This window comes from Nocardioides sp. N13(2025), from assembly GCF_051912545.1.
GTDB lineage: Bacteria > Actinomycetota > Actinomycetes > Propionibacteriales > Nocardioidaceae > Nocardioides.
Genome location: NZ_CP196809.1, coordinates 412,563 through 429,305 on the forward strand (window position 1 = coordinate 412,563; position 16,743 = coordinate 429,305).

General features: G+C 71.8%; 20 protein-coding genes. 14 read left to right on the forward strand and 6 right to left on the reverse strand.

All coding sequences use genetic code 11. The features are described 5' to 3' along the window. The first annotated feature begins 2 nt into the window (after positions 1-2). From ACS3YM_RS02065 to rplQ, 9 genes are all read left to right on the forward strand, one after another. Positions 3-1,184 (forward strand): DUF58 domain-containing protein, encoded by a 1,182-nt coding sequence (locus ACS3YM_RS02065; RefSeq protein ID WP_439938381.1) that lies wholly within the window; start codon positions 3-5, stop codon positions 1,182-1,184. Beyond that, a complete protein-coding gene (locus ACS3YM_RS02070; RefSeq protein WP_439938382.1) occupies positions 1,181-3,562 on the forward strand; it encodes a transglutaminaseTgpA domain-containing protein in 2,382 nt (793 codons plus the stop codon). The genes ACS3YM_RS02065 and ACS3YM_RS02070 overlap by 4 nt, the downstream gene beginning before the upstream one ends. Before the next feature lie 216 nt (positions 3,563-3,778). Beyond that, a complete protein-coding gene (gene infA, locus ACS3YM_RS02075; protein WP_056599768.1) occupies positions 3,779-4,000 on the forward strand; it encodes a translation initiation factor IF-1 in 222 nt (73 codons plus the stop codon). Between the two features lie 60 nt (positions 4,001-4,060). Next, positions 4,061-4,174 (forward strand): 50S ribosomal protein L36, encoded by a 114-nt coding sequence (gene rpmJ, locus ACS3YM_RS02080; protein ID WP_004008316.1) that lies wholly within the window; start codon positions 4,061-4,063, stop codon positions 4,172-4,174. Between the two features lie 222 nt (positions 4,175-4,396). After that, on the forward strand, positions 4,397-4,771 hold the full coding sequence (gene rpsM, locus ACS3YM_RS02085; protein ID WP_439938383.1) for a 30S ribosomal protein S13: 375 nt from the start codon (positions 4,397-4,399) through the stop codon (positions 4,769-4,771). Positions 4,772-4,838: 67 nt separating this feature from the next. Then, positions 4,839-5,234, forward strand: a complete 396-nt coding sequence (gene rpsK / locus ACS3YM_RS02090; RefSeq protein WP_010831742.1) for a 30S ribosomal protein S11 — start codon at positions 4,839-4,841, stop codon at positions 5,232-5,234. A 28-nt stretch (positions 5,235-5,262) separates the two neighbouring features. After that, the gene (gene rpsD / locus ACS3YM_RS02095; RefSeq protein WP_201938281.1) at positions 5,263-5,871 is read left to right on the forward strand and encodes a 30S ribosomal protein S4; all 609 of its coding nucleotides are present in this window, start codon (positions 5,263-5,265) and stop codon (positions 5,869-5,871) included. 128 nt (positions 5,872-5,999) lie between these two features. Then, positions 6,000-7,016, forward strand: coding sequence for a DNA-directed RNA polymerase subunit alpha (locus tag ACS3YM_RS02100; RefSeq protein WP_056599781.1), 1,017 nt, complete (start codon positions 6,000-6,002; stop codon positions 7,014-7,016). Between the two features lie 164 nt (positions 7,017-7,180). Further along, positions 7,181-7,783, forward strand: coding sequence for a 50S ribosomal protein L17 (rplQ, locus tag ACS3YM_RS02105; protein WP_439938384.1), 603 nt, complete (start codon positions 7,181-7,183; stop codon positions 7,781-7,783). Between the two features lie 101 nt (positions 7,784-7,884). Here the strand turns inward: rplQ and ACS3YM_RS02110 are convergent, their stop codons facing one another. From ACS3YM_RS02110 to ACS3YM_RS02125, 4 genes are read right to left on the reverse strand one after another with little or no spacing between them, the layout of a single operon-like run. Further along, positions 7,885-8,484: a dihydrofolate reductase family protein gene (locus tag ACS3YM_RS02110; RefSeq protein ID WP_439938385.1), complete on the reverse strand. Its 600-nt coding sequence runs from the start codon at positions 8,482-8,484 to the stop codon at positions 7,885-7,887. Further along, positions 8,481-9,059, reverse strand: coding sequence for a TIGR03086 family metal-binding protein (locus ACS3YM_RS02115; protein WP_439938386.1), 579 nt, complete (start codon positions 9,057-9,059; stop codon positions 8,481-8,483). Before ACS3YM_RS02115 ends, ACS3YM_RS02110 begins: the two co-directional genes overlap by 4 nt. Next, the gene (locus ACS3YM_RS02120) at positions 9,059-9,577 is read right to left on the reverse strand and encodes an SRPBCC family protein (protein ID WP_439938387.1); all 519 of its coding nucleotides are present in this window, start codon (positions 9,575-9,577) and stop codon (positions 9,059-9,061) included. Before ACS3YM_RS02120 ends, ACS3YM_RS02115 begins: the two co-directional genes overlap by 1 nt. Beyond that, complete coding sequence (locus tag ACS3YM_RS02125; RefSeq protein ID WP_439938389.1) at positions 9,574-9,945, reverse strand: ArsR/SmtB family transcription factor; 372 nt, start codon at positions 9,943-9,945, stop codon at positions 9,574-9,576. The genes ACS3YM_RS02120 and ACS3YM_RS02125 overlap by 4 nt, the downstream gene beginning before the upstream one ends. A gap of 123 nt (positions 9,946-10,068) precedes the next feature. Here ACS3YM_RS02125 and truA point away from each other — a divergent pair, with 123 nt between their 5' ends. Genes truA through ACS3YM_RS02140 form a run of 3 tightly spaced genes read left to right on the forward strand, consistent with a single transcriptional unit; the run spans position 10,069 to position 11,980 of the window. Continuing rightward, positions 10,069-10,905, forward strand: coding sequence for a tRNA pseudouridine(38-40) synthase TruA (truA, locus tag ACS3YM_RS02130; RefSeq protein ID WP_439938390.1), 837 nt, complete (start codon positions 10,069-10,071; stop codon positions 10,903-10,905). After that, positions 10,898-11,494: a class I SAM-dependent methyltransferase gene (locus tag ACS3YM_RS02135; RefSeq protein ID WP_439938391.1), complete on the forward strand. Its 597-nt coding sequence runs from the start codon at positions 10,898-10,900 to the stop codon at positions 11,492-11,494. Before truA ends, ACS3YM_RS02135 begins: the two co-directional genes overlap by 8 nt. Before the next feature lie 9 nt (positions 11,495-11,503). After that, positions 11,504-11,980 carry a YpsA SLOG family protein gene (locus tag ACS3YM_RS02140; RefSeq protein WP_439938392.1) on the forward strand — a complete coding sequence of 159 codons (477 nt, stop codon included), beginning with the start codon at positions 11,504-11,506 and terminating at the stop codon, positions 11,978-11,980. Here ACS3YM_RS02140 and ACS3YM_RS02145 read toward each other — a convergent pair. Both ACS3YM_RS02145 and ACS3YM_RS02150 read right to left on the reverse strand, forming a co-directional pair. After that, complete coding sequence (locus ACS3YM_RS02145) at positions 11,977-12,900, reverse strand: phosphotransferase (protein ID WP_439938393.1); 924 nt, start codon at positions 12,898-12,900, stop codon at positions 11,977-11,979. The genes ACS3YM_RS02140 and ACS3YM_RS02145 overlap by 4 nt on opposite strands. A gap of 53 nt (positions 12,901-12,953) precedes the next feature. Next, positions 12,954-14,198, reverse strand: a complete 1,245-nt coding sequence (locus tag ACS3YM_RS02150) for a cytochrome P450 (protein ID WP_439938394.1) — start codon at positions 14,196-14,198, stop codon at positions 12,954-12,956. A gap of 90 nt (positions 14,199-14,288) precedes the next feature. Here ACS3YM_RS02150 and mgrA point away from each other — a divergent pair, with 90 nt between their 5' ends. Continuing rightward, a complete protein-coding gene (mgrA, locus tag ACS3YM_RS02155; RefSeq protein ID WP_439938395.1) occupies positions 14,289-15,350 on the forward strand; it encodes an L-glyceraldehyde 3-phosphate reductase in 1,062 nt (353 codons plus the stop codon). Next, positions 15,347-16,720: an FAD-dependent oxidoreductase gene (locus ACS3YM_RS02160; protein ID WP_439938396.1), complete on the forward strand. Its 1,374-nt coding sequence runs from the start codon at positions 15,347-15,349 to the stop codon at positions 16,718-16,720. The genes mgrA and ACS3YM_RS02160 overlap by 4 nt, the downstream gene beginning before the upstream one ends. Positions 16,721-16,743 lie beyond the last annotated feature (23 nt).

A 16,743-nucleotide genomic window follows, 5' to 3' on the forward strand; every position in this document is an offset into this window, starting at 1 on the left:
CGATGAGGCAGCAGCTGTCTGATGCGCTCGAGGTCGTCAAGCCGATCGGCTGGATGGTCCTCGGGCTCGGCCTGGGGGCGCTCCTGGTCGCCGCGTTCACGTCGTGGCGCGAGCTGGCCGTGCTGGGCATGGCGTGCCTGGTGCTGGCCGTCCTCGCCCTCCCGTTCCTGCTCGGGCGCACGTCCGTCACGGTGGACCTGCGGCTGCAGCCCGAGCGCGTCGCGGCGGGGGAGTCGGTCGCGGCCGGCGTCCTGGTGGTGAACCGCGCGTCGTCGCGGCTCGTCCCGACGTCGCTCGAGGTGCCGGTCGGCTCGGCGATCCACCGCTACGGCATCAGCTCGCTGGCGCCGGGCGCGACGCACGAGGAGTCGTTCACCATCCGCACCGAGCGCCGGGGGGTGATCCCGGTCGGCCCGGCGATGACGCGACGCGGGGACCCGGTCGGCATCTTCTCGCGCGACGTGGTCTGGACCCCGGTGCGCGAGGTGCTCGTACGCCCGCACCTGGTGCCGATGGAGTCCCTGGGCGCGGGCCTGATGCGCGACCTCGAGGGGGTCTCGACCGACGCAGTCAGCCAGAGCGACCTGGCCTTCCACGCGCTGCGCGAGTACGTGCCCGGTGACGACCTGCGCCACATCCACTGGCGCTCGTCGGCCAAGGTGATGGCCTCGACGGGGGAGTCGGCGCTGCTGGTGCGGCAGTACCTCGACACGCGCCGCAGCCACGCCACGATCGTGGTCGACGACCAGGTCGCCTCCTGGGGGGACCCGGAGGACTTCGAGACCGCCATGACGGTCGCCGCCTCGATCGCGGTGCGCGCCGTCCTCGACGAGTTCGACGTCTCGTTCGTCTGCGGCTCGCACGCCTCCACCGGCTCCGACGGCCACCTCGCGCTCGACGCGGTGTGCCGCGCAGACTTCGGCGACCGTGGCCTCGTCGAGTCCGGCCGGCAGGCCAGCACGCTGGCGCCGGACACCAGCCTGGCGTTCTTCGTCGCCGGCAGCCGGGCGCAGTTCACCGACATCCTGCGCTCCGCGGCCGCCTTCCCTCCCGAGGTCCGGCGCTTCGGCATCGTGGTCGATCCCGAGGGCACCAGCCGCGTCACCGAGACCGGCGGCATGCCCGTCCTCCACCTGGCCGCCCAGGAGGACCTCGGCGGCCTCCTGCGATGGACCGTCTCGTGAGCTCACCCCACAGCGCCTCCGCGACGGGCACCCGGACCCGGGTCCGCTCGCACCACCTGCTGCCCGACCGGCACTCGTGGATCGACCTCGGGTTCACGGTCCTCCTGGCGGCCATCGCGCTGAGCGCGCTCGGCACCTCGTTCACCGGGTCCGCCTACCTCGTCGTCGGTCTCCTCGGCGTGCTGGTGGCGGTGGTGGTCACCCACCTCACCCGCGCTGCGGGCTGGCCGATCATCTCCGCCGTCGTGATCTGCCTGGTGGTCTTCTTCCTGCTCGGCGGGCCGTTGTGCCTCCGGTCGCTCGGTGACACCTCGGTGCTCCCGGGGCCCTCCACGCTCGCGCGCGTCGCCGACCAGGCGGTCTTCGGCTGGAAGGACCTGCTCACCACGCTGCCCCCCATCGACGGTGACGGACCCCTGCTGGTGCTGCCGTGGCTCGCCGGCCTGCTGGCCGGCCTCGTCGGGGTCGGGCTCTCCCACCTCTCCGTACGACGTGCCTGGCTGGCCGCCCTGCTGCCCGTCCTCGGCATGACGCTGGTCCTCACCGGCGCGATCGTGCTGGGGGTGCGCCACCCGCAGTCGCTGCTCCTGCAGGGGGCGGTCTTCGCGGGGGCGGCGCTGGCGTGGCTGGCGATCCGTGCCCGCCGGGCGAGCGCCGCCGTGCAGGGCGGAAGCACGTCGTACGTCCGGGGTGCCGGCGCCGTCGCGATGCTGGCGCTGGCCGCCGCGGTGGCCTTCCCCGCGAGCGCGCTGGTCGGCGGCGGCGACGCCGAGCGCGTGGTGGCCCGCAACTGGGTCGAGCCGCCCTTCGACATCGGCCGCTACCCGTCCCCGTTGGCGGGCTTCCGCCAGTACGTCGACCTCAAGGGCCGCAACGACCCCACCAACGTCTACGACAAGACGCTGTTCGACGTCGAGGGCGTCGAGGCCGGCACGCTCGTGCGCATCGCGACCATGGACCACTACGACGGCATGGTGTGGGGTGCGACCGACAACGCGCTGCCCGGCCCGGCCGACGACTCCTTCCAGCGTGTCTCCTCCACGATCGACAACCCGGTCGAGGGCAAGGAGGTCGACGTGACGGTGACGCTCGGGGAGGGCTACCGCGGCGTCTGGCTGCCCACGGTCGGTGCGCTGACGTCGATGGACTTCGAGACCGGCGACGCGCGGGCCCGCGCCGAGGTGTTCCGCTACAACCTGGCGACCTCCACGGCAGTCGTCCCCACCGGCCTCCAGCCCGGCGACCGCTACTCCTTCACCGCGGTGGAGCCCGACGACACGCTGACCCCCGAGACGGTCGGGTCGGCCGAGGTCACCGGCCTCCCGCCGGGCGCGGCGTTCGTCCAGGGGCCCACCGAGAAGTGGACCGAGGGAGCCGGCAACGACCCGATGCGCCGCGTCCTCGCGGCGGCCGAGCACCTGCGGTCCGAGGGCAAGTACTCCGACGGCGTCGGTCGCACCGAGCGCATCTACGTCGGCGGGCACAGCGTGTGGCGGCTGTCCGACGAGTTCGTCAACGCGCCGCAGATCGTCGGCAACGACGAGCAGTACGCCGCGACGATGGCGCTCATCGCCAACGACATCGGCGTCCCGGCGCGGGTGGTGCTGGGCGCCGAGGTGCCCGAGGGCGGGCGCGTCACCGGCAAGGACGTCTCGGCGTGGGTCGAGCTGCGGGCCGCCGACGGCTCGTGGCGCACGCTGCCCACCGAGACGTTCATGTCCACCACGCCCCCCGCCGACCAGGTCCCCGAGACCAACGCGCCGATGTCCGGCACCGTCATCCCGCCCCCCAACCCGATCCCGCCGCCGTCCGACGCGGGGGAGCAGAGTGACGCCGACCTCAAGGAGCGCAAGGCCAGTCGCAAGAAGGCCGAGAAGGACGACGAGGAAGGCCTGGTCCCCGGCCTCCCGTCGTGGATCGGGACCGTCCTGACCTACGTCGGCGGACCACTGCTCGTCCTCGCTCTCCTGCTCGGCGCGGTCGTCGCCGCGAAGGCCGTACGCCGGCACCGCCGGCGCCGGGCCCCCTCGGCGTCCGCCCGGTTCGTCGGCGCGTGGCGCGAGCTGGTCGACCACGCCCGCGACCTCGGCCAGGTGGTGCCCCTCGGTCCCACCGTCACCCGCCGCGAGCAGTCCGTGGGCATCGTCTCCGGCCAGGCGGGGGTCCTGGCCCGCCGCGCCGACAGCTTCGTCTTCGGCCCCAGCGTCCCCGGGGAGGCCGCCGCGGCGACGTACTGGGAGTCGATCGACGCCGAGCGTCGCGCGATGTCGCAAGAAGTGGGCCGGTGGCAGCGCCTGCGGGCCGCCATCAGCCTCCGCTCCCTGGGCGTGCGGGGCGGTCGTCTCGCTGATTGGCGTTCTCGAAGGGCGCCTGACTAAACTGGTGCGTCGGCCCAACGTGGGCTGTGTTTCGTGGTGCCTCGCGGCTGCCCGGAATCTCGTCCGACTCGTCCCTGACGATCGTGCGCGTGCCCGGGAAGAGGTCCCCGGATCCGCCCACGAGGTCCACCGGATCCCCGCTCAGCGGGGGCCGGGCGGTTCCCGGGCCACGGTAGACAAGCATTTGATCAGGACCTGCGACAGATTGTGGAGGACATGCCGAAGAAAGAAGGCGTGATCGAGATCGAGGGCACCGTCGTGGAGGCCCTTCCCAACGCCATGTTCCGCGTGGAGCTGGCCAACGGGCACAAGGTGCTCGCCCACATCAGCGGCAAGATGCGCCAGCACTACATCCGGATCCTCCCCGAGGACCGGGTCGTGGTGGAGCTCTCGCCGTACGACCTCACGCGGGGTCGGATCGTCTACCGCTACAAGTGATCGAGCCTGCGAGATCACCGATCTACGCAGGCAGCCAGCCGAGAGCAAGGAAACGTTGACATGAAGGTCAACCCCAGCGTCAAGCCCATCTGTGACAAGTGCAAGGTCATCCGCCGTCACGGCCGGGTCATGGTCATCTGCGAGAACCCGCGCCACAAGCAGCGGCAAGGCTGAGGGATCTCGTCCGGCTTGCCGGACGAGCAGCCCGAGCCTCGCAGCCGCTCGCGGCAAGAGGGCCTGAACAGCAACAACCGCACAACCACACAACGTGATCGCTAGGTCCGGCACCGCCTGACCGAAGTCACCTCCGGAGCACTGGCCGGAGCTCGAGCCCTTCGGGGCACGGGGCGCGACACGTCCGAAACCAGGGCGAGTACAGACAAGGAAAACCACCACATGGCACGCCTCGTTGGTGTTGACCTCCCGCGCGACAAGCGCATCGAGGTCGCTCTCACCTACATCTACGGCATCGGCCGTACCCGCGCCAAGCAGCTGCTCGAGTCCACCGGCGTCGACCCGAACGCTCGCGTTCACACGCTCGGTGACGAGGAGCTGGTCAAGCTTCGCGACGAGATCGAAGCCAACTTCAAGATCGAGGGTGACCTCCGACGTGAGGTCCAGGCGGACATCCGCCGCAAGATCGAGATCGGCAGCTACCAGGGTCGCCGCCACCGCATGGGCCTCCCGGTCCGCGGTCAGCGCACCAAGACCAACGCGCGCACCCGCAAGGGTCCGAAGCGCACGGTTGCCGGCAAGAAGAAGGCGAAGTGATCGGCGCCCTGCGCTGATCACCCTCGTCCCGCACGCTTTCAGACCAGACCTCATCAGGAGTTAGTGAATGCCTCCCAAGAGCCGCGCGACCAAGGTCCGCCGCAAGGAGAAGAAGAACATCGCTCAGGGCGAAGCCCACATCAAGAGCACGTTCAACAACACCATCGTCACGATCACCGACCCGACCGGTGCGGTGATCTCGTGGGCCTCTGCCGGCACCGTCGGTTTCAAGGGCTCGCGCAAGTCCACCCCCTTCGCCGCCCAGATGGCTGCCGAAGCCGCCGGCCGTCGCGCCATGGACCACGGCATGAAGAAGATCGACGTCTTCGTCAAGGGTCCGGGCTCGGGTCGTGAGACCGCCATCCGTTCGCTGGGTGCCATCGGCCTCGAGGTCGGCACCATCCAGGACGTCACGCCCACCCCGCACAACGGATGCCGGCCGCCCAAGCGCCGCCGCGTCTGACCCGAGACTGAGAAAGAGAGACTGAAACATGGCCCGCTACACCGGTCCCATGACCCGCAAGTCGCGCCGTCTCGGTGTCGACCTCGTCGGCGGCGACGCTGCCTTCGAGAAGCGTCCCTACGCCCCCGGCCAGCACGGCCGCGGTCGCATCAAGGAGTCCGAGTACCTGCTGCAGCTCCGCGAGAAGCAGAAGGCTCGTTTCACCTACGGCGTGATGGAGAAGCAGTTCGTCCGCTACTACAAGGAAGCCAGCCGTCGCCAGGGCAAGACCGGTGACAACCTGCTGCAGCTCCTCGAGTGCCGCCTCGACAACGTGGTCTACCGCGCCGGCTTCGCCCGTACGCGTCGCCAGGCCCGGCAGCTCGTCGTGCACGGCCACTTCCTGGTCAACGGCAAGAAGGTCGACATCCCGTCCTTCCAGGTCACCGACCACGACATCATCGACGTGCGTGAGAAGTCGCTCGAGCTGACCCCGCTCATCGTGGCTCGCGAGACCCACGGCGAGCGCGTCACCCCGGCGTGGATGGAGGTCATCCCGTCGCGGATGCGCGTCCTCATCCACCAGGTCCCGGTCCGTGCACAGATCGATGTGCCGGTCCAGGAGCAGCTCATCGTCGAGTACTACTCCAAGAAGTGACTCACCGTCGGTGGCCGTCCGACCCGCTCGGACGGCCCCCGACGCCCCTCTTCCTGTTCCTCTTCTCCGCCAACCTCATCAGGTTCGGATCCGTCAAATAGTGGGTGGATCCGGAAAGGAAAAACTCCGTGCTTATCGCTCAGCGCCCGACCCTCACGGAAGAGACCGTCGACGAGTTCCGCTCGCGGTTCGTCATCGAGCCCCTCGAGCCCGGCTTCGGCTACACGCTCGGCAACTCGCTGCGTCGTACGCTCCTCAGCTCGATCCCGGGTGCCTCGGTCACCAGCATCAAGGTCGACTCCGTCCTCCACGAGTTCTCGACCATCGAGGGCGTCACCGAGGACATGACCGAGATCATCCTCAACCTCAAGGGCATCGTGGTGTCCTCCGAGCACGACGAGCCGGTCGTGATGTACCTGCGCAAGTCCGGTGCCGGTGACGTCACCGCCGCCGACATCACGCCGCCCGCCGGTGTCGAGGTGCACAACCCCGAGCTGAAGATCGCCACGCTGTCCGACAAGGGCAAGCTGGAGATGGAGCTCGTCGTCGAGCGCGGCCGCGGCTACGTCTCCGCGGTCCAGAACAAGGGTGCCGACAACGAGATCGGCCGCATGCCGGTCGACTCGATCTACAGCCCCGTGCTGAAGGTGACCTACAAGGTCGAGGCCACCCGTGTCGAGCAGCGCACCGACTTCGACAAGCTCGTCATCGACGTCGAGACCAAGCCGTCGATCCGTCCCCGCGACGCGATCGCCTCGGCCGGCAAGACGCTCGTCGAGCTGTTCGGCCTGGCCCGTGAGCTCAACGTCGAGGCTGAGGGCATCGACATCGGCCCGTCGCCCGTCGACGAGCAGCTCGCCGCCGACCTGGCCCTGCCGGTCGAGGACCTGCAGCTCACGGTCCGCAGCTACAACTGCCTCAAGCGCGAGGGCATCCACACCGTGGGTGAGCTCATCTCCCGCTCGGAGCAGGACCTGCTCGACATCCGCAACTTCGGCGCGAAGTCCATCGACGAGGTCAAGGCCAAGCTCGTCGAGATGGGCCTCTCGCTCAAGGACAGCGCGCCCGGCTTCGACCCGCACGCCGCCCTCGCCGCCTACGGCGACGACGACGACGACGCGTTCATCGAGGACGAGCAGCTCTGACCTGAGCAGCGCTGGCACGCACCTGGCTGCGTTGTCGTCGGTCGACGTCCACACCCGGGACGCCTTCCCTCCTCCGCCTTGCCAGGCACGCACCATCGCCACTCAGCACCACCACAACCCATCTACTCGAGTACCTGACACGGCTCGGGAGAATCGAGAGAGCAATGCCCAAGCCCAAGAAGGGCCCCCGCCTCGGCGGTAGCCCGGCCCACCAGCGCCTGATGCTGTCGAACCTGGCGACCGCCCTGTTCGAGCACGGCCGGATCACCACCACCGAGACCCGTGCGCGCCTGCTGCGCCCGGTCGCGGAGAAGCTGATCACCAAGGCCAAGCGGGGCGACCTGCACAACCGTCGCGAGGTCCTCAAGACCATCCGCGACAAGTCGGTCGTGCACACCCTGTTCACGGAGATCGCGCCGACCTTCTCGGAGCGTCCCGGTGGCTACACCCGCATCACCAAGGTCGGCCCCCGCAAGGGCGACAACGCCCCCATGGCGGTCATCGAGCTGGTGACCGAGGCCTACAGCCCCAAGGCGCCCTCGACCAAGAAGACCGAGGCCGCTGCCGCTCCTGCGCCGGCTGCCGCGGAGACCGAGGTCGAGGAGACCGAGGCGACGACCGCTGCCGAGGAGCACGAGGCCGCTGCCGAGGCCCACGAGGCCGCTGCTGAGGAGCACGAGGCCGCTGCTGAGGAGCTCGAGGCTGCCGCCGCCGAGCACGAGGCCGCCGCTGAGGCTGCCGACGCCGAGGACGAGCCCAAGGCCTGATCCACGCGTCATCACGAGGCCCGTCACCCTGCTGGGGTGGCGGGCCTTTCGTGACTCTCGTCAGGTCAGGACGCGGCGAGCGCGACGGGCAGGATGTCGGGTCAGCGCCGCACCTTGAAGCGCAGGTGGAGGACGCGGTCGCCCTGGATGACGACGTGCGGGTCCTCGAGCAGGTGCGCGGTGTCGACGGGCCCGAAGAAGCGCTTGCCGGTGCCGAGCACCACGGGCGCGACGTCCATGGCCACCTCGTCCACGAGGCCGAGGGCGAGTGCCTGGCCGCCGACGTCGCCCGCCGCCACGGCAACCACCCGGTCGCCGGCCAGCTCCCGCGCGGTGGAGATCGCGGCAGTCACGTCGTCGACGAAGTGGTACGACGCCTCCGGGTGCCAACCCGCGGGCTTCAGCCGGTGGGAGACGACGACCACGTGGTCACCGGCCGGCGGCCGGCCCTCCCAGCCGTTGGTGATGTCGAAGAGGTGGCGGCCGATCACCGTGCAGCCGATGGCGTCCCACATCGGCCGTACGTAGGCGTAGGACGTCGGCGACACCCGCAGGCCGCCCGGTGCCGGGTCGTCCATCTCCTGTGCTGTGAGGGGCTGGTCGCCGTTGAAGTACCAGTCGAAGAGGGGGCCCGGGTCGTCGTGCAGGTCGGCCACGAACCCGTCGAGGGACACCACGTTGTGCAGCACCACGGTGCTCATCGGGTGCCACCCTCGGCGGGCCGCCATGCCGGGTCGCGGCCGACGAAGCCCATCAGCCGGTCGACGGCCGGGGCGTCGTCGGGCACCGGGACGGCGGGACCGTACTGCCCGGAGTCGCGGAGCATCGCCTCGATGGGCTGCATGCCGGCCAGCATCGTCGCGGCCTGGTCCTCGTCGAGGGCGGGGTCCTGGCCGCCGGCCCGGGCGAGGTCCCAGGAGTGCATGAAGACGTCCGCGGTGTAGAACCGGTCGACCGCGTCGGCGAGGCGGTGGGTGCCGGCGTAGGGGTGCGTGAACGACTCCTCGCCGCGCTGCTCCACCAGCGCCTGTACGGCGTCGGCCTGGTGCTGCCACGCCGCCTGCGGGTCCTGCGCCACCGGGGGACCTGCCGGCAGCGTGATGCCGCCGGCGGCCAGGAAGCCGGGGAACCAGTCGACGAGGTGGCTGACCACGTCGCGGGCGGTCCAGCCGTCGACCGGGGAGGGCGCCGACCAGTCGGGCGTGTGCGCGACCAGCCGGCCGAAGTCCCCGGCGACGACAGCGTGGCGGCCGGCCGGGGTCTCCGGAAGCGCCATCAGAGGGTGCCGTCCGCGAGGAGGCCGTCGAGGGTCGCGTAGCCCTCGTTGACGCCGGTCTCCATGCCGCTGCGCAGCCAGGCGTCACGGTCCTCGAAGGAGTCGCACAGGCTGACGGCGTGCAGCCGGGTGCGCCCGTCGCCGAGGTCCTCGAAGGTCACCGTCTCCAGGGCGACTCCGTCGGGCATGCCGTCCCAGGTGAAGGTCTGCACGATGCGGTCCTCGCGCACCGTGTGGAAGCAGCCGTGGAAGGACGTCTCGAAGTCCTCGCGCCCGTCGCTGCCGCGGGCGGTGTAGCTCCAGCTGCCGCCGTCGCGGGCGTCCCAGTGCGTGATGTCGGCGCCGATGTCGGTCGGGCCGATCCACTGGGCGAAGACCTCGGGGTCGGTGTGCGCCCGGAACAGCTGCGCCGGGGTGGCGTGGAAGTCGCGCCAGATGTGGATGGCGGGGACCTCCTCGTCGGCCTCGATCGCGGCCTCCGGGTAGCGGGTGGTGTCGGGGGACTGCATGGTGGTCATGATGCTGTTCCTTCCTGCGGGTGGGTAGGGCTCGTGCCCGTGCTGTCGTCGTCCTGCATCCGTGCGAGCACGGCGTCGAGGCGCGAGTAGCGGTCCTCGGCCTGGCGGCGGTAGCGCTCGATCCATCTGGTCATCAGGTCGAACACCTCGGCTTCCAGGTGCACCGGCCGCCGCTGGGCCTCCCGGGTGCGGCTCACGAGGCCGGCGTCCTCGAGCACCTTGAGGTGCTTGGAGACGGCCTGCAGGCTGACGTCGTACGGGGCGGCGAGGTCGCTCACCGTGTGGTCCGCCTCGGTGAGGCGGGCCACCATGTCGCGTCGGGTCGGGTCGGCGAGGGCGGCGAAGACGCGGGAGAGCTGGTCGGTCACGGAGCACCTTCTTCAACTGATCGGTTGAATAAAAGTAGGATCAGACGCGCGCGTTGTCAACCCTTTGGTTGAACAAGCCGCGGCGGCTCCGGCGTCCGCGGGCGCGCGGCCTAGGATCGCTGCGTGCGCCTGCGGATCGACTGTGCCTATGACGGCACCGACTTCTCCGGGTGGGCGGCCCAGCCGGGCCTGCGGACCGTGCAGGGCACGCTGGAGGCGGCGCTGGCCACCGCGTTGCGGGTCCCGCAGGTGCGCGTCACGGTCGCCGGGCGCACCGACGCGGGGGTGCACGCGCGCGGCCAGGTGGCCCACCTCGACGTCGACCCCGAGGTGGTGGTGGCGTCGGCAGGGCGCTCGACCGACCCGCCGCTGGACGCCCTCGCCCGCCGGGTCGACGGGATCCTGCCGTCCGACCTGCGCGTACGACGGGTGAGCGAGGCGCCCGAGGGGTTCGATGCCCGCTTCTCGGCGATCTGGCGCCGCTACGCCTACCGGATCGTCGACGCCCAGGAGCTCGCCGACCCGCTGGTGCGCAGCCACGTCCTCACGTGGGGGCGTCGCCTCGACCTCGATGCGATGAACGAGGCCTCCGCGCCTCTGGTGGGACTGCGCGACTTCGCCGCCTTCTGCAAGCAGCGCGAGGGCGCCACCACCGTGCGGACCCTGCTCGAGCTGGCCTGGACCCGCGACGCGGCCGGCCTGGTCGTCGGGTCGGTCCGCGCGGACGCGTTCTGCCACAACATGGTCCGCGCCCTCGTCGGCAGCCTGATCGCCGTGGGCGAGGGACGCCGGCCGACCACCTGGCCCGCCGAGGTGATGGCGGGCCGCCGTCGCGACGCCGGCGTGCGCGTCGTGCACGCCCACGGCCTCACGCTCGAGGAGGTCGGCTACCCCGACGACACCGAGCTGGCCGCCCAGTCCGAGCGTGCCCGTGCCCGACGAGAGGCGATCGATGCCTGAGCACTACTTCTCCGCCGACCCGAGCGTCCCCTTCGAGCGGGAGAGCTTCACCGCCGAGCTGTGGGGCAGCACGCTCACCTTCGACACCGGCTCTGGGGTCTTCAGCCGCGGTCACCTCGACCACGCGACCGCCGTGCTCTTCCGCGAGCTCGAGCCGCCGGTGCAGGGGCAGTTCCTCGACCTCGGCTGCGGCTACGGCGTCATCGGGCTCGCGATCGCGAAGGCGGTGCCGCTGGCCAACGTGATCGGGATCGACGTCAACGAGCGGGCCCTGCTGCTCGCCAACGACAACGCGCGCGCGGCCGGGCTCGACTCGCGGTTCGTCGCGTGCACGCCCGAGCAGGTGCCCGGCAACCAGGTCTTCGACGAGATCTGGTCCAACCCGCCGATCCGGATCGGCAAGGAGGCGCTGCACGAGCTGCTGCTCACGTGGCTGCCCCGGCTCGCCCCGGGCGGCCGCATGGTCATGGTCGTCGGCAAGAACCTCGGGGCCGACTCGCTCCAGCGCTGGCTGACCGAGCAGGGCTGGCCGACGGAGCGCCTGGCCAGCAGCAAGGGCTTCCGGGTGCTGGAGACGCGCCGCGCGTAGGTGGTCGTCGTGGACCGGACGCACCTCGCGCGACTCGTCTCAGGAGGGCAGACCGGCGCCGACCGGGCCGCCCTGGACGAGGCGATCGACCGTGGCCTGCTCCACGGTGGCTGGTGCCCGCTCGGCGGCTGGGCGGAGGACTTCCCGACCCCGCCCGGCCTGCTGCTCGCCTACCCGGCGTTGGTGGAGGTGCCCTCCGCGGACCCTCGCACCCGCACCCGGTGGAACGTGCGCGACAGCCACGCGACCCTGGTCGTGAGGCAGGCAGGCACGACCTCGCCGGGCACCGACCTCACCGTCGCGACGGCGATCGACCTGGGGCGCCCCCACCTGGTCTCGACCGACGGGGACGAGGTCGTCGACTGGCTCCTCGGGCTGGGCAGGCTCCTCACGCTCAACGTCGCGGGTCCTCGGGCGAGCGAGCAGCCCAGCGCGTACGACGCCACGCGGAGGCTGCTGGGCGAGGTCCTCGAGGCCCTCGCCTAGGGCTTGCCGTCGAGGAACATCCGCAGCCGCACGTGGGTGCGCTCCGGGTCCTGCGGCAGCGCACCGTTGACCGCGCGGCACACCCAGCCCAGGCGCATCGCCAGCCGGGCTGCCTCGCGGAGGTCGCCGGCGTACGCCGCCTCGTAGGGCGCGAGGTAGGCGGCGAGGTGCGGTTCGAGGTCCTCGGAGTCCTCCTCGTCGTGGACGCCCCACGCGATGACGCCCTCGAGCGTCACAGCGAGGGTGAAGAACGGGTGCGAGACGCACGCGTCGCCCCAGTCGAGGACCTGGTGCACGCCGGCGCCGAGGAAGACCTGGCCGTCGTGGAGGTCGTCGTGCTGCACGGTCTCCCTGATGCCGTACGCCGCCAGCGCGTCGCAGAGCTCCTCGACGGCCTCCGGCCCGGGGAGCCGCGGGTCGACGTCGCCGAGGCCGGCCAGGAGGGCGGCGTACGCCCCGGGCAGCGTGGGCAGGCGGCGGTCGGGCAGGCCGAGCGCGAGCAGGGTCTCGACGTCGTCCTCGCAGGCGAGCTGGATGCGGGCGTAGGCCTCGAGCACGTCGTGCCACCGCGTGAGGGTGCCCTCCTCGGCAATGACGTCGCGCAGCCGGGGGCCGGCGTCCGCGAGCAGCATCCAGCCCGTGCGGGGGTCTCGGGCGAGCGGCGGCGGCACCCGGCCGCCGGAGCGCGACGCCACCAGCTCGAGCACGGCAGCCTCGTGCGCCATCGCCTCGTCGTTGGCCTTGAACCACACCGGTCCGGACCCGGTGGGCACCCGCATGACCGTCGACCAGTCCGTGACGTGCGGCTGCTCGACCTCCCCGGTGCGGGGCCGGCCGAGCGCCGCGAGCCGCCCGTCGATCCAGGCGTGCACGTCCGCCACGAACGCGGGGTCGCGCCAGCGCTGCTCGAGGGTCTCCATGGCGGAGATTCAACCGCGCGGGCACGTCGCCGGGCCACACGATGTCGGAGGGGTCACCCCAGCCGGACGGGCAGGCTCTCGACGCCGTGGACGATCGCCAGCTCGGTGAACCGCAGGTCGTCCGGCTCGCACGCCAGGGCGAGGTCGGGGAAGCGGCGGGACAGGGCGACCAGCGCGGTCCGCAGCTCCATCCGGGCGAGCTCCGCCCCGACGCAGCGGTGCAGCCCGTGGCCGAAGGCGAGCGTGCCGGCCGATGCCGCGGTCGGGTCGAAGTGGGAGGGGTCGACGTGGCGAGCCGGGTCGCGTCCGGCAGCGGTCAGCGACACCACGACCACGTCGCCGGCCCGCACCGTGTGATCGCCGACGCGCACGTCGCGGCGGGCGATGCGGGGGAACGCGACCTGCACGGGGCACACGAACCGCAGCAGCTCCTCCACCACGCGGTCGACCTCGGCGCGTTCGCCGCGGCGGAGCGCCTCCCACGAGGCCGGGTGCTGGAGCAGGAGCCACGTGCCGAGGGACAGCATGCTGGCGCTGGTCTCGTAGCCGCCCAGGAAGATCCCGTCGGCGAGGCCGCCGAGCTCCACGTCGTCGAGGTCACGGCCGTGCTCGGCCACCATCCGGGACAGGAGGCCGGCGGGCAGGTAGGGCGTGCGGCGCTCGGTCGCGACGAGGTCGATGAGGAGCCGCCGGGTGCCGGCGGCGGTGTCGAAGATCCGCCCGCCGGCGTCGCGGAGGTCGAAGCGCGCAGCGCCGTGGCGCCGGAACTCCGCGCGGTCCAGGGCCGGCATCCCGAGCAGGTCGCAGATCACGCCGAAGGGCACCGCGAAGCCGAACCTCTCGACGAGGTCGACCACGGGGCCGTGCGCCGCCATGTCGTCCAGCGCCTCCGCCACCACGCGGTCGACGTCGGGCTGGAGGTCGGCGAGGCGGCGCCTGGTGAAGTACGGCGTCAGCACGTGCCGCAGCCGGTCGTGGTCGGGCGGGTCGGTCATGCCGAGGCCGCCGATCCGCTCGGCCGGCGCGCGGTCCTGGCGTCCGATGAGGTGGCGCACGTCGTTGGCGAAGCCGTCCGAGTCGGCCAGCACGGTGCGGGCGACGTCGTAGCCGGTGACCAGCCAGAAGCGGGTGCCGAGCAGCCTAGCGAGCTGGACGACGTCACCGCGGTCGCGGCTGGCCTCGAGCCCGGCCACCGGCTGGACCCCGTCGCGTTGCAGCGGGAAGCGGACGCTCGCCGGCACCCGCCGGGCGGACGAGACGGCCAGCCGCAGGGCCGTGCCACGCAACGAGGGAGCCATGATTCCAGTGAACGCCGGTGCGCCGGGTTCCTCCATCGCCGAATGCCCCCGGTCTGGCCCAGAGGTGGTCCCGACCCGGGACCGGGCAGGATGGGGCCCATGGCCTACGAAGCAGCCCAGGACAGGTACGACGACTCCACCGGCATGCGTTACCGCTTCACCGGACGGAGCGGGCTCAAGCTCCCGGCTCTCTCACTGGGGCTGTGGCAGAACTTCGGCACGGACCGGCCGGAGGAGACCCAGCGCGCGATCCTGCGCCGCGCGTTCGACCGAGGGGTCACCCACTTCGACCTCGCCAACAACTACGGCCCGCCCTACGGCCGCGCGGAGGAGAACTTCGGCCGCTACCTCCGGGACGACTTCATGCCCTACCGCGACGAGCTGGTCATCTCGACCAAGGCTGGCTGGGACATGTGGCCCGGCCCCTACGGCCAGGGCGGCGGCTCGCGGAAGTACGTCCTCGCCTCGCTCGACCAGTCGCTCGCGCGCCTCGGGCTCGACTACGTCGACATCTTCTACAGCCACCGCTTCGACCCCGAGACGCCGGTCGAGGAGACGATGATGGCGCTCGACACCGCGGTGCGGTCCGGGCGCGCGCTCTACGCCGGCATCTCGTCGTACTCCGCGGCGAAGACCCGGGAGGCGGCCACGATCGCCCGCGACCTCGGCACGCCGCTGCTGATCCACCAGCCGTCCTACTCGATGCTCAACCGCTGGATCGAGGCGCCGGCAGACGGCGGGCAGAGCCTGCTCGACGAGCTCGAGGAGCAGGGGATGGGGTGCATCGTCTTCACCGCCCTCGCCCAGGGCCTGCTGACCGACCGCTACCTCGACGGCGTCCCCGCGGACTCGCGGGCGGCGCGCGAGGACTCCACGATGACCGGGCTCGACGACGACGTCCTCGCGCGGGTGCGCGGACTCAACCAGATCGCGGAGGCTCGCGGGCAGAAGCTCGCCCAGCTCGCCCTGCAGTGGGTGCTGCGCGACGACCGCATCACGAGCGCGGTGATCGGCGCCTCCAGCGTGGCGCAGCTCGACACCAACCTCGACGCGCTCGAGGCGCCGCCGTTGACCGAGGACGAGCTCGCCGAGATCGACCGCTACGCCGTGGAGTCGGGCATCAACCTCTGGGCGAAGCAGACCGAGGAATGACCGGTCCCACCCGCGTCGTCGTGGTCGGGGCCGACGCCGCGGGGATGTCGTCCGCGCACCAGGCCCTGCGCACCGCCCGGCGCACGGGTCGCGAGCTCGAGGTCACGGTGCTCGACAAGGGCACCCACACGTCCTACAGCGCCTGCGGCATCCCCTACTGGATGGCCGGCGACGTCGGGTCGGGCGACGACCTCGTCGCCCGCACGGCCGGGCAGCACCGTGAAGCCGGCATCGACCTGCGGATGGGGGTCGAGGTGGTGTCCACCGACCTCGAGGCGCGCACCGTCACCACCGACACGGGTGAGGTCGTCGAGTTCGACGAGCTCGTCGTGGCGACCGGCGCCCCGGCCGTCGTCCCGGACTGGGCGCTGCGACCCGACGGGACGACGTACGACGGGGTGGGCACGGTCAAGACGCTGGACGACGGCGCCGCCTGGGCCGACCGCCTCGCCGCGGCGGGCGACGGCGCCCACGTGGTCATCGTGGGGGCGGGCTACATCGGGGTCGAGGTGGCCGAGGCCGCGCTGCGCCAGGGCTTCGGCGTCACCGTCCTCACCCGCGGCCGTGGCATGTCGATGCTCGAGGACGAGATGTCCGACCTGGTCAACGTCGCCCTCTGCGACGCCGGCGCCGAGGTGGTGCTCGGCGTGGAGGTCACCGGCCTCGTGCTCGACGGCGACCGCGTGACCGGCGTGCGATGGGACGGCGGCACCCGGGAGGCCGACCTGGTCGTGGTCGCGATCGGCGTACGCCCCGCGACCGCCTTCCTGGAGGGCACCGGCATCGAGCTGACCGAGGGCGGCGCGCTGCGACCCGACCCGCACGGCCGGGTGGCGGAGCACGTGTGGTCCGCGGGCGACTGCTGCGAGGTGCGCCGCAGGCTCGACGACCAGTGGGTGTTCCGCCCGCTCGGGACCTACGCCAACAAGCACGGGCGCGCGCTCGGCGACAGCCTGGCCGGGGGCACGCTGTCCTTCGACGGGATGGTCGACACGGCGATCACCCGCTTCTCCGTGGGCGAGGTCCACCTCGAGATGGCCCGCACCGGCCTCTCGCGCAAGGACGCCGAGGCCGCCGGCCACGACCCGGTGGCGCTGGTCACCGAGGGCAGGACCGCCAGCGGCTACATGCCCGAGGCGGAGCCGATCGCGCTGTGGGTGATGGCCGACCGGACCACCCGCCGGCTGCTCGGCGTGCAGGTCGTCGGTGGCCACGGGGCCGGCAAGCGGATCGACGCGGCCGCCGCGGTCCTCTGGGCCGGCGGCACGGTGGACGACCTGGCCTGGATGGACCTGGCCTACGCCCCGCCCTTCGCCACGGCGTGGGAGGTCCTGCAGGTGGCCGCGCGGAGGGTCGCCGAGCGTCTCTGACGCACTGATCGCCGGAGCGCGGC